This is a genomic window from Bacillus sp. AR2-1, assembly GCF_008368755.1.
Lineage (GTDB): Bacteria > Bacillota > Bacilli > Bacillales > Bacillaceae_G > Bacillus_A > Bacillus_A wiedmannii.
Genome location: NZ_QORY01000007.1, coordinates 1 through 12,101, shown reverse-complemented (window position 1 = coordinate 12,101; position 12,101 = coordinate 1). Strand labels below are relative to the sequence as shown.

General features: G+C 37.0%; 15 protein-coding genes. 8 read left to right on the top strand and 7 right to left on the bottom strand.

Annotated elements, in window-relative coordinates; translation table 11 throughout:
- Window positions 1–26: 26 nt before the first annotated feature.
- A complete protein-coding gene (kapB, locus tag DT250_RS06795) occupies window positions 27–410 on the bottom strand; it encodes a kinase-associated lipoprotein KapB (protein WP_088064699.1) in 384 nt (127 codons plus the stop codon).
- 165 nt (window positions 411–575) lie between these two features.
- Between kapB and DT250_RS31620 the strand changes: the two genes are divergently transcribed.
- Both DT250_RS31620 and sodC read left to right on the top strand, forming a co-directional pair.
- Window positions 576–752: a hypothetical protein gene (locus tag DT250_RS31620; RefSeq protein WP_000982763.1), complete on the top strand. Its 177-nt coding sequence runs from the start codon at window positions 576–578 to the stop codon at window positions 750–752.
- Window positions 753–820: 68 nt separating this feature from the next.
- On the top strand, window positions 821–1,360 hold the full coding sequence (sodC, locus tag DT250_RS06790) for a superoxide dismutase [Cu-Zn] (RefSeq protein WP_000746533.1): 540 nt from the start codon (window positions 821–823) through the stop codon (window positions 1,358–1,360).
- Between the two features lie 84 nt (window positions 1,361–1,444).
- Here sodC and DT250_RS06785 read toward each other — a convergent pair whose 3' ends face one another.
- On the bottom strand, window positions 1,445–2,599 hold the full coding sequence (locus DT250_RS06785) for a MalY/PatB family protein (RefSeq protein WP_149212839.1): 1,155 nt from the start codon (window positions 2,597–2,599) through the stop codon (window positions 1,445–1,447).
- Between the two features lie 116 nt (window positions 2,600–2,715).
- Here DT250_RS06785 and DT250_RS06780 point away from each other — a divergent pair, with 116 nt between their 5' ends.
- Entirely contained in the window at window positions 2,716–2,967 is a 252-nt protein-coding gene (locus DT250_RS06780) for a YugE family protein (protein WP_000537643.1), read from the top strand.
- 29 nt (window positions 2,968–2,996) lie between these two features.
- Here DT250_RS06780 and DT250_RS06775 read toward each other — a convergent pair whose 3' ends face one another.
- Together DT250_RS06775 and DT250_RS06770 are read right to left on the bottom strand one after the other, a co-directional pair.
- Window positions 2,997–3,836: an alpha/beta fold hydrolase gene (locus DT250_RS06775; protein ID WP_088064697.1), complete on the bottom strand. Its 840-nt coding sequence runs from the start codon at window positions 3,834–3,836 to the stop codon at window positions 2,997–2,999.
- 109 nt (window positions 3,837–3,945) lie between these two features.
- Window positions 3,946–4,938, bottom strand: a complete 993-nt coding sequence (locus tag DT250_RS06770) for a 2-hydroxyacid dehydrogenase (protein WP_149212838.1) — start codon at window positions 4,936–4,938, stop codon at window positions 3,946–3,948.
- Window positions 4,939–5,204: 266 nt separating this feature from the next.
- Between DT250_RS06770 and DT250_RS06765 the strand changes: the two genes are divergently transcribed.
- The 3 genes from DT250_RS06765 to yugI all read left to right on the top strand — a co-directional run bounded on the left by DT250_RS06765 (window position 5,205) and on the right by yugI (window position 7,485).
- The gene (locus tag DT250_RS06765; RefSeq protein WP_000255701.1) at window positions 5,205–5,702 is read left to right on the top strand and encodes an Lrp/AsnC family transcriptional regulator; all 498 of its coding nucleotides are present in this window, start codon (window positions 5,205–5,207) and stop codon (window positions 5,700–5,702) included.
- The gene (locus DT250_RS06760; RefSeq protein ID WP_087982765.1) at window positions 5,699–6,889 is read left to right on the top strand and encodes an aminotransferase; all 1,191 of its coding nucleotides are present in this window, start codon (window positions 5,699–5,701) and stop codon (window positions 6,887–6,889) included. The genes DT250_RS06765 and DT250_RS06760 overlap by 4 nt, the downstream gene beginning before the upstream one ends.
- A 251-nt stretch (window positions 6,890–7,140) precedes the next feature.
- Window positions 7,141–7,485 (top strand): S1 domain-containing post-transcriptional regulator GSP13, encoded by a 345-nt coding sequence (yugI, locus tag DT250_RS06755; protein ID WP_000003769.1) that lies wholly within the window; start codon window positions 7,141–7,143, stop codon window positions 7,483–7,485.
- Window positions 7,486–7,597: 112 nt separating this feature from the next.
- On the opposite strand, the gene DT250_RS06750 is transcribed toward yugI, so the two are convergent.
- Complete coding sequence (locus tag DT250_RS06750; protein WP_048542215.1) at window positions 7,598–7,831, bottom strand: DUF378 domain-containing protein; 234 nt, start codon at window positions 7,829–7,831, stop codon at window positions 7,598–7,600.
- Between the two features lie 274 nt (window positions 7,832–8,105).
- Here DT250_RS06750 and DT250_RS06740 point away from each other — a divergent pair, with 274 nt between their 5' ends.
- The gene (locus DT250_RS06740) at window positions 8,106–9,458 is read left to right on the top strand and encodes a glucose-6-phosphate isomerase (protein ID WP_048542213.1); all 1,353 of its coding nucleotides are present in this window, start codon (window positions 8,106–8,108) and stop codon (window positions 9,456–9,458) included.
- A gap of 162 nt (window positions 9,459–9,620) precedes the next feature.
- Complete coding sequence (locus tag DT250_RS06735; RefSeq protein ID WP_137014476.1) at window positions 9,621–10,034, top strand: YugN-like family protein; 414 nt, start codon at window positions 9,621–9,623, stop codon at window positions 10,032–10,034.
- On the opposite strand, the gene DT250_RS06730 is transcribed toward DT250_RS06735, so the two are convergent.
- Both DT250_RS06730 and DT250_RS06725 read right to left on the bottom strand, forming a co-directional pair.
- Window positions 10,021–11,016 carry a potassium channel family protein gene (locus tag DT250_RS06730; protein WP_087986054.1) on the bottom strand — a complete coding sequence of 332 codons (996 nt, stop codon included), beginning with the start codon at window positions 11,014–11,016 and terminating at the stop codon, window positions 10,021–10,023. The two genes, DT250_RS06735 and DT250_RS06730, sit on opposite strands and share 14 nt — an antisense overlap.
- Window positions 11,017–11,110: 94 nt before the next feature.
- Window positions 11,111–11,791 carry an MgtC/SapB family protein gene (locus DT250_RS06725; protein ID WP_000384160.1) on the bottom strand — a complete coding sequence of 227 codons (681 nt, stop codon included), beginning with the start codon at window positions 11,789–11,791 and terminating at the stop codon, window positions 11,111–11,113.
- Window positions 11,792–12,101: the final 310 nt, after the last annotated feature.

Below are 12,101 nucleotides of genomic sequence, written 5' to 3'. Positions count from 1 at the left end.
GTATGTAATTTGGTCGTTTTGTTTTTTTAAAGTTTGTAGTCTTTTTTTAACTGCTCTAATGTTTCTAGACTACGAACCGCAAAAGGTGAATCATCTTCAGAAAATGAATCCATTTGAGTTTCCAATGCTAATTTGAGTGACTCTGTATACTCTGGAATTTCTCCTTCATATTTCTTCACCATTTGCTCTGGAATGTTCGTCTGTTCACGGAAAGCTAAAGCACGTCTTTCATGGAAAAATGGTACGTCAGCTTGTTTTACATTATGTAAGTCACCTTGCACCGGATGTTTTAAAACAGCTAACACTTTTACGACGTAACTGCCAGGACGGCTATTTGTAACTTCGCCGATGTATTTGCCAGTTTTATAAATACCAGTAACGATTTCACCAATTTCAAATGTTTCTCTCATATTTTTCACCTCAAGTTTATAGTAAGGAAAGTGTGCGAAGGAGTCAAAGAAATCATTCGCTTTCGGAATGCCCCCTTGAGAATATGGATAGGTTCCACTATAATTTTATATTATATAACAGAAAATTCTGATGTTTTTAGAATCCTATAATAAGGAGTGTTCCGTATGATGCCTTTATATTTTCCGGAAGATAAAACAGAATATATTATTCCAGGGATTGTTTGCGTTCTATTTATCATTGGTGCCGTTGCTACGTGGCGTATGTTCATTCGTGTATCAAAACGCGAAGCGGAGCGATTACAGAAAGTTGAAGAAAAACTTTTAGCGGAAAAGAAACAGTAACTCATTTTTGTATGTTTCCCTCTATGCTCGGACAATCTAAGGGCAGAATATATTTTGGAGGGAATAGAATGAAAAAACGGCTTTTTTTAAGTTGTTGTTTATTATTTCTGATGGCAGGTTGTGACCAAGGGAAGCCGAAAGAAATTGACGTGAAATTACATAATGCTTCAGGCGATGAAGTGGGGACTGCGAAAGTAGTGCAGCAAACAAGCGGAGTGAAAATTACGATTAAAGGGGAAGGTTTCGCACCAGGCGCGCACGGACTGCATGTACACGAAATTGGTGAGTGTAAAGCACCACGTTTTGAATCATCTGGTAATCATTTTAATCCTGATAATAAAAAGCATGGACTTCTTAATCCGAAGGGTGCAGAAAACGGTGATTTACCGAACGTAATTGCAGACGGTTCTGGAAAGATTAAAGCAGAAATCGATGCGCCGCACATAACGCTTGAAGAAGGGAAAACAACGATTCATAGAAAAGATGGAGCGTCTATTATTATTACAGAAAACGCTGATGATGGTATGACACAACCAACAGGTAAATCCGGTGATCGAATTGCTTGTGGTGTCATTGTAAAAAAAGCGTCGGATATGAAGAAAAAGTAAAAGCTACCGTGCATGGTAGCTTTTTTTGTGAAACGTATTTGAAAAGATATTGATAAAGGAGGTTTTCCCGAATTACCTCCTTTCTTATTCTGAAAACGTATGGCGCAGTCTATTTAAAATTTCTTCTAAAACAGATCTTGGACAGCCGATGTTAATTCGAATATGTTCTTCGCCGCCTAATCCGTATTTCTCACCAGGTTCAACGATGATTTTCCCTTTTTCCTCAAGTAATGCAGTGCGTTCATTTTGAGAAAGCTGTAGGCGGGAGCAATCGATCCATAATAAAAAGCTACCTTCTGGTTTCGTTACAGAAAGAGCGGGTATGTGATTTTTAATATATTTACAAGCGAATTGAGCGTTATCTTCTATATATAATCGAATTTCATGTAGCCAATCATTACATTCTGTAAAGGCACTTTGCATCGCTGTATAGGCAAATGTATTTAATCCGTGGAAACCTTGTCTATATTGGATAGATATAAAGGTTTGACGGAGTTTTTCGTTTGGAATGATAATAATCGATGCCTGTAATCCAGCGATATTAAATGTTTTACTCGGAGCCATACAAGTAATCGTGCGCGCTGCTAATTCTTCAGATAAGGAAGCGAACGGTGTATGCGTATGATCTCCGTAAATAATATCGGAATGAATTTCATCCGCGACAACGATTACATTATATTTTGTACATAACGTGCCAAGTTGTGTAAGTTCCTCTTTTGACCAAACACGCCCGATTGGATTGTGAGGACTACAAAGAAGCATGAGTTTGACGCCTTGTTGAAATTGCTTTTCTAAATGATCGAAGTCTATCGTATATGTATCATTTTGTTTCTGTAAAGGACTCACGCATAATCGTCTGTTGTTTGTTGTGACCATTTCGAAAAATGGGGGATAAATAGGTGGTTGTACGAGAACGGATTCGTCTTCCTTTGTGAAGGCCTGTATGCTCGCACTAAGAGCTGGAACGATTCCCGCGCTAAAGACAATCCAATCTTTTTGAATATCCCAGTTGTACTGTTTTTTTGTCCAGTTACAAATAATATCTCCAATATTTTCGGGAGGAAGTGTATAGCCGAAAATAGGATGCTCGATACGTTTCTTTAAAGCAGTCTGAATTGGTTGTGGTACTTCAAAATCCATATCAGCAATCCAAGCATGGAGAAGTTCTTCGTTTTTATACGTATCCCATTTCGTACTATGAGTTCCACGTCGATTGACTGTTTTATGAAATAGTTGCATAAGTTTGCCCCCTTCTTCTGTAAACCGTTAAGTTATGAAAGTTCTCTCTCTTCTTATAGAATAGCTGATGTGATAGGATAAAGAAAAGCATTAAAAAGTGAAAAGGCGGGAAGCGAATGGGTACATATGAAAAGATGATAGAGGTTGTGAAGAATTGGGATCCGTTTCAAATGGGACCGGAGTTTTATGAAACAGAAGCGAGCGATGTTGTGAACGTCGTAAGTGTGTTCGACGATCCAAAATACATCGCAAAAAAGATTCAACATATATACTTTATGTCTTTTGAGGAAGTACCTGCGCTTGGAAAATGTGAGAAGTTAGCTGTGGAATTACTTGTAATAAAAGAAGGCGGAAGTTGTTCATTGTAGGCTGTCGGAATTTCCGACAGCCTTTTGTATTATTGTGCAGAAAAAGCGATAATTTCTTCATAAACAAGTTCAGGCTTTTCTTCAGGTAGTAAATGTCCTGTGTTTTCGTAAGAAATAAATTTAGAATTTGGTAAATCTTTGTGTAGCCGATGACCTACATGTACAGGGACGACACGATCTTTTTCACCCCAAATGAGTAGTGTAGGTGTTTCGATTTTTTGTAATTCATTTGAAGATAAATCACCTTCACGGTCTCTTATCATACGAGTTAAAGCAGGGAATATACGGTTGTCATAAAAAGGAGCGGAGTAACCTTCCTTCATTTCATCGTCAATTAATGAGTGATCATGAACGACATTCATTAAGTTATGAACAATCCCGCGCCGTATAATCCAGTTCTTTACGTATAAATGAAAGAACGGTAAATAAGAAGAGTACAGTAAAGGTAAGGTTGCGCGTGCTAAATAGCTAGAGCTGCATAGTAAAATTGTCTTTGAGATTAATTCAGGGCGTATACGGTTTACATAGAGAGAAATTTGTCCACCCATAGAATGCCCAACTAACACAATATTTGAGAGAGATAAATGTTCAATTAAATCGATAATAACCGTTGCTAAATTATGATAAGAATACTTAAAGAGATGAGACTTATCACTTTTTCCGAACGGTGGCAAATCAAGAGCTAGTACTGTTCCTGCTTTCGATAATAAAGGAATGAGGCGGCGGTAACTGAATGAGGAAGATAAAAAGCCGTGAACGAGTACGAAAGTAGGACGTTCCGTTTTGTTGTCATGTTCATACAATTCGTAATGAATAGTAGTGCCGCGAGTGGAAAAAGTGAAATAAGGACAAGTATATTCGTGATTCATTTTTTGTCACTCCATTGATTTTTGTTCATATCATCTCCAAGGCAGAAAAAAATATGTTAACAAAAAAAGGCAAGATGACGATGTCATCTTGCCTTTTGCTTATTCATCATTATCCACGAACAATATTAGGCGGTGTTTTTCCTTGTAACCCTGCAACTAAATTTTCAGCGGCTGTCATAGCCATTTGCTGCCTAGTTTTTAATGTTGCAGATCCGATGTGTGGTAAAGTCACAACATTTTGTAATGATAAGAGCGGATTATCTTTTTGAATCGGCTCTTGTGTAAAAGTGTCAATGCCTGCTGCAAAGATTTTCTTTTCTGTTAACGCATGTATTAACGCTTCTTCATCTACTGTTTTTCCGCGAGAGGCATTAATGAAGATTGCTGTTTCTTTCATTAATGGAAATTCCTTTTCTCCGATAAGATGATACGTTTCATCTGTTAATGGAGTAAGAAGAACAATAAAATCAGATTGTTTGAGTAACGTCTGTAAATCACAATATGTAGCATCGAATTTTTGTTCAGCTTCTTCTTTACGGCGACGGTTATAATACAGAACATTCATATCAAATCCGAATTTCGCCCGTTTTGCAACGGCTTCTCCAATTCGTCCCATTCCGATAATACCGATTGTACTATGGTGTACATCCAGCCCGAAGTGCTCTTTTCCGATTTCGGCGTTCCATTCACCATTTTTCACGTAGGAGTCGAGTTCGCAGACGCGGCGACCAGCAGATAACATAAGAGCGAAAACAAGGTCCGCTACTGTATCATCTAATACATATGGTGTATTCGTTCCAATGACATTGCGCTTTTCCATCGCTTGTAAATCAAAATTATCGTAACCGACAGAAATGTTGCTCACTACTTTTAAGTTAGGAGCTACATTTAATAATTCTTCATTAATAGCAGATCCGAAATTTAATAAGCCATCTTTATTTTGTATTTTCTCCAATAGGACATCACGAGGTACCTTCTCATTTTGCTCCCATTTTTCATAATCACAGTGTTCTGATAAATAGTTTTCTACAAATGTTGGAACTGGTTCAGCAATATAAACTTTTGGTTTCACGGTTCCATCCCCTTTCGCTTTATCACGCATTTTCCCGCTGATTAAAGTTTCACTTTACCCCGCTTTAACGAGCAGTAAGACTCCCACCTAAAAAGACGGCTGAGGCAAAGAAGTGAGGTGGGAGATTAACTGCTCGTAAAAGCCCGATTGGTGCGGGCTAATAATCAGCGGGGTGAAGCATTCCGCTGATTAAAGTTTCACTTTATTTTGACATAATTCACTAAAAAAATCTTCTTTTCAAACTGGAAGGGGTATTTGTATAATTTAGACACAAACGAAAAGGAAGGATGATTTATATGGTGACAGAAAAAGAATTAGAATTATTAGCTTGTCTTGAAAAAAGTAGTCGATTATCTGTAGATACATTAGCGAAGCTGTTAAATATAGAAGTAGAAGAAGTAAAGAAGATGGTTGAAAAATTAGAAGCGGAAAAGATTATTGTTGATTATGTAACACATATCGATTGGACGAAGGTAAAAGAACATACAGGTTTAACGGCGATGATCGATGTGAAAGTTACGCCAAAGCGCGGCGTTGGGTTCGATGCGGTTGCTGAACAAATTTATCGTTATTCAGAAGTGAAATCTGTGTATTTAATGTCAGGGACATACGATCTTTCTATTACATTAGAAGGAAAGACAATGGGAGAAGTCGCGATGTTTGTTTCTGAGAAATTAGCAACAATTGAATCTGTCGTTTCTACAACAACGCATTTCATTTTGAAAAAGTATAAACATGAGGGAATTATTTACGAAAAAAACGATGATGATAAGCGCATTGTGGTGACACCATGAAGCAATTTGAACTATCTAGAACGGCAGAATCTTTACAACCATCTGGTATTCGAAAGTTTTTCGATTTAGCAGCAAATATGAAAGGTGTTATTTCTCTTGGAGTAGGAGAGCCTGACTTTGTTACACCTTGGAATGTAAGGCAAGCATGCATCCGTTCTTTAGAACAAGGATATACGTCATATACAGCAAATGCAGGATTATTGGAACTGCGCCAAGAAATAGCAAAGTATCTAAAAAAACAATTTGCAGTATCTTATGATCCGAACGATGAAATCATTGTTACAGTTGGAGCGAGTCAGGCGTTAGATGTAGCGATGCGCGCCATTATAAATCCTGATGATGAAGTACTCATTATTGAACCAAGCTTCGTTTCTTATGCACCGCTTGTGACATTAGCTGGAGGAGTTCCGGTTCCTGTGGCAACGACTTTAGAAAACGAGTTTAAAGTACAACCAGAACAAATTGAAGCAGCTATTACAGCGAAAACAAAGGCAATTTTGCTTTGTTCACCAAATAACCCAACAGGTGCAATGTTAAATAAATCCGAGCTTGAAGAAATAGCAGTGATTGTTGAGAAGTACAATTTAATCGTATTATCTGATGAAATTTATGCAGAGCTTGTATACGACGAAGTATATACAAGTTTCGCGAGTATTAAAAATATGCGCGAGCATACAATTTTAATTTCGGGATTTTCAAAAGGGTTTGCGATGACAGGATGGCGCCTCGGTATGATTGCAGCTCCTGTTCAATTTTCGGAATTAATGCTTAAAATTCATCAATATTCCATGATGTGTGCACCGACAATGTCTCAGTTCGCAGCACTCGAAGCGTTACGCGCGGGGAATGATGAAGTAATTCGGATGAGAGATAGTTATAAGAAACGCCGTAATTTTATGACGACATCGTTTAATGAAATGGGTTTAACGTGTCATGTGCCGGGCGGAGCATTTTATGTCTTTCCTTCTATTTCTTCAACTGGACTATCTTCGGCAGAATTTGCAGAACAGTTATTATTAGAAGAAAAGGTGGCTGTTGTACCTGGAAGTGTATTTGGCGAAAGTGGTGAAGGATTTATTCGTTGCTCGTATGCAACATCGCTTGAACAACTTATGGAAGCAATGAAGAGAATGGAACGGTTTATAGAAAATAAAAAAAGGACAAAACATAATACGTTTTGTCCATAAAAGGGGGGGAATACTAGAAAGCCATGTGTTAGTATTCTATCCCAATATTAGAAAATTATACGTACTCTAGGAAATTTTTCGTTAATTTTGAATGAGTTCTGTCATAGTGGTATAATTTACTAATATAAGGTATGCATATCCTGAGTAGCTTTACTTAGGGTACGTACTAACTAATCGGATATTTAACAATAAATCATCTGCTTTACTATCTACAATTGTAGAGAAAATGGTAACGTATGGGAGTGTTTCATATGTCAGAACAATATACAACTGGAGTGGTTGTAACAGGGAAAGTGACTGGGATTCAAGATTACGGAGCATTTGTAGCGTTAGATGCAGAAACACAAGGGCTTGTGCATATATCTGAAATTACAAATGGATATGTAAAGGATATTCATGACTTTTTAAAAGTCGGCGATACAGTAGAAGTAAAAGTACTTTCAATTGATGAAGAACACAGAAAAATGAGTTTATCGTTAAAAGCGGCGAGAAGAAAACAAGGGCGGATCCTTATACCGAATCCATCTGAGAACGGATTTAATACGCTGCGAGAAAAGCTAACCGAATGGATTGAAGAGTCCGAGTTAACAAAGTAAAAGAGGAGCGCATATGAGCGTTCCTCTTTTACTTTGTCTTATGATATATATTTGCAAATATGATTGCATGCAATCATATTCGTATGTCGGAGGTGAAATAAAGACATACTGACTAGTGGATTTCGTTCGTTTCTGGGTGAGTGCCAAGATTTTCTGATGGTTTAAAGAGTAAACCAAGATTGATAAGCCCAGAAATACCGACGATGCCGTAAATAATACGGGAAAGAGCTGAATTTTGTCCACCGAAAATGGCTGCCACTAAGTCAAACTGGAAGAACCCGATTAGTCCCCAGTTCACGGCGCCAATTACAGTAAAGACTAATGCGATACGTTGCAGAGTACTCATGAAAAAGCCCCCCTTAATTGTGAAGCGTGAACAAGCGATGAGTTAATTAACTCCTTTATAGAATGGTGTAGTTATGTTGTTTTTATACATAAAAAATATAAGAAAAAGGATGTATATACATCTATACCGAAAAATGCGAATTTTTATGCAAAAAATGAACTTTTTCTAAAAAATATATATTGGTTACGTTTACAATGGTTGAATCGCTTGATTTACAACTTCAGTTTCGCTAAAGTGAATACAGAAATACATATACATTATTGGAGGGAAAAAGATGAGTACACATGTAACGTTCGACTATTCTAAAGCGTTATCCTTCATCGGTGAACATGAAATCACTTATTTACGTGATGCAGTGAAAGTAACACATCATGCAATCCACGAAAAAACTGGAGCTGGGAACGATTTCCTTGGGTGGGTAGACCTTCCGCTTCAATATGACAAAGAAGAATTTGCTCGCATTCAAAAATGCGCAGAAAAAATTAAAAATGACTCTGACATTTTACTTGTTGTAGGTATCGGTGGTTCTTACCTAGGAGCACGTGCAGCAATCGAAATGTTAAACCATTCTTTCTACAACACGCTATCTAAAGAACAACGTAAAACTCCACAAGTGCTATTTGTTGGACAAAACATTAGCTCCACTTACATGAAAGATTTAATGGACGTATTAGAAGGTAAAGACTTCTCTATTAACGTTATTTCCAAATCAGGTACAACAACAGAGCCGGCACTAGCATTCCGTATTTTCCGTAAGTTATTAGAAGAAAAGTATGGAAAAGCAGAAGCTCGCAAACGTATTTATGCAACGACAGATAAAGCACGTGGTGCATTAAAAACATTAGCTGATAACGAAGGTTACGAAACATTCGTTATTCCAGATGATGTTGGAGGACGTTTCTCTGTATTAACGCCAGTTGGTTTATTACCAATCGCAGTAAGTGGCTTAAATATTGAAGAGATGATGAAAGGTGCAGCTGCTGGTCATGATGACTTCGGTGCATCAGAACTAGAAGAAAACCCAGCTTACCAATACGCAGTAGTTCGTAACGCTTTATACAATAAAGGAAAAACAATTGAAATGCTTGTTAACTATGAGCCGGCACTTCAATACTTCTCTGAATGGTGGAAACAGTTATTTGGTGAAAGTGAAGGGAAAGATCAAAAAGGTATTTTCCCATCTTCAGCAAACTTCTCAACTGACTTACACTCATTAGGTCAATACGTTCAAGAAGGTCGTCGTGACTTATTCGAAACAGTTCTGAAAGTAGGTAAATCTACACATGAACTAACAATTGAATCAGAAGAAAACGATTTAGATGGATTAAACTACCTTGCTGGTGAAACTGTAGACTTCGTAAACACGAAAGCATACGAAGGTACATTACTTGCACATAGCGATGGTGGCGTACCAAACTTAATCGTAAATATCCCTGAATTAAATGAGTACACATTCGGTTACCTTGTATACTTCTTCGAAAAAGCATGTGCGATGAGCGGCTACTTATTAGGCGTAAATCCATTCGACCAACCAGGAGTAGAAGCATACAAGAAAAACATGTTTGCTTTACTTGGTAAACCAGGATTTGAAAAGTTAAAAGCAGAATTAGAAGAGCGTTTAAAATAATAAAAAGCGACCGGAATCCGGTCGCTTTTTATTATTTTATCGAAAAGTCCATCGGTATATTCAAACTAGAGTGCGGTCGCTTTTTATTATTTTATCGAAAAGTCCATCGGTATATTCAAACTAGAGTGGGTATGCTAAAGAAAAAGTCTAGGAGGGATGGGCTTGATTCCGATTCAATCAAATTTAGAAGGACGTACATATGCGTTATATAAGTTAGAAGAGATAATGAAGCCACTTGGGTATAACATTGGTGGCAATTGGGATTACGATAAAGGATGCTTTGATTACAAAATCGATGAAGAAGATGGCTATCAATTTTTACGAGTGCCATTTACAGCAGTGAATGGCGAATTAGATGTGCCTGGTGTAATAGTCCGTCTGGAAACGCCGTATATTCTTTCGCACGTATATCAAGACGAACTAGATGATCACGTAAATACTTTAACGGCTGGAACGAGTGGAATGGATCAATTTGCTGAGCCGAAAGATCCAGATGGAGATGTGAAAAGAAAATATATCAATATTGGGAAAGTGCTCATGCAGGAACTAGAAAAACATTTTCTTAATGGTGAATAACAATGAGTATGTCGCTTTCAATGAGAACAAAGGAATGGACTGGATTAATCATATATTGTTCGTCGCGTTTTATACCTAGTAAGAGAATATTTTGCTTTAAAAGAGTATAGCTACAATTTGCAAAAGTTTGTCCAGTGCAGGAAGGATAAAGCTCCATCAGTTGTAATTTGTTATCAGAGATTTCATCGTAAAGTGAGAATAGTACGCCTGAAATGGAAGGGAATAAAAGAGAAGCGGTAAATACGTAGCTCGTTAATTTATTTCCTTCTATAATTTCTGATACACCAGCTCTAGTTGCATTTTGTATTTGTTCAGAAGTAAGAAGTTCGGCGATGCAGTGAATGTTTGGATTGAGACCTTTCGCAGTTAAAATATTTAAAATGGACTGTGTATCTGCTAAGCTTTCATTTTTTTCTTTATCAGCTGTTATTAATATAGTGTGAGCCGTTGTAATGTTAGCTTTTAATAAAGTTTGATCGTGATGCGGGCAACCCTTTATAAATTCTAAATGATGAAATGGTTTTGGAAGTAAAGAAAGTGTTTCATCAATTAAAACGATATCAAGGTTCGGTTGTAAGATGTGCATTTGTTTTACAACATGTTTTGCCCGTTCATTCCAACCCACGATAATCATATGACCGTTAGAGGTAGCGGCTTCTTCTCCTTTAATTTTCATATATTGTTTATTAATCATATCAGTGGCGAACAGAACCATATAATAAGAACAAAAACCGGTTCCAAATAAAATAATACCCATACCGATAAGTTTGCCTATTAGTGTATGCGGGGCAAAGTCACCATAGCCAACGGTGAAAATGGTAACGATTGACCACCAAACTCCATCAAACCATGTGGTGAAGTGCGATGGCTCTAATCTATGTATAAGGAAGCCAGAAAAAGCAGTAAGTAAAACAATAAAGCAAACTAAACGAAAAATAATGGAATCACGAAATGTATCTACTAAATTTGGACGGGATTTCAAACTCTTATTCCTCCTTACTTTGCAGGACTACATTCATTGTTACCATTATAGAAAAAAGAAAAACTCTCTAATTTAAAAGAGAGTTTGTTTTACATTACATACTTTCTAATTCAGTTTGTTGGACACTTTCAAGATGCTGGAGGGCGTAGTAAACATCAGCGGTATGCCTTTTTTGATCGATAGATAATTTCAAATGTAAATAGTGAGAGCCATTCTCCAATGTTTTGAGCTTCATATTCTTAACTTTTATATCCATTTCTTTTATTTCTTCAATTACAATTGGGATATTGTCCATATTTCGCACGACAAGTTTTACTGCGATATCACGTTGACGAAATGATCTCGGTCCTACAAATTTCATTGCTAATGGTATAAGTTCAACGCTAATCATAAGGAAACACATTCCGAAAATTGCTTCGATATAGAATCCAGCCCCAACAGCAATACCAATACCAGAAGCACCCCAAATCATAGCAGCAGTCGTTAGTCCTGCAATGCTATCGTTTCCTCTTCGTAAAATAACACCGGCACCTAAAAAACCGATTCCTGATACAATTTGAGCGGCAAGTCGAAGTGGATCCATATTCATATGATCGGTATGTGGTAAATTGTAAGCCGCTTTAATAGAAACAATCGTCAGGAGGCAACTAATGATAGAAATAACTAAACAAGTTTTTAAACCAAGTGGTTTTCGTTTTAATTCGCGCTCTAAACCGATAGCGAACCCTAAAATAGCCGAGAGACCTAGTTTGATTAATAAATCGGCATAGTCCATATATATTCCTCCTTGTATGATATAGTATATGAATAAAACATTTATTATAGAAAGAAACGCTTTTGATAGAGTGACTTTATATAGAATATATGTAGGAATTATTTATACATGAAAGAGATATTTCGTTTAAGTATATGATATTAACAAAGAAATTAGGGTGATCTAAAAAAAAGTTTATAAAAGGTGTTGCATTTCGATTTTCACCATGATATATTAATAACCGTCGCTGATGCGGAAACGCAGAAAACGACAAAAAAGAAATTGAAAAACTTAGTTGACATCGAAAAACGAAGATGTTAACATAAGGAAG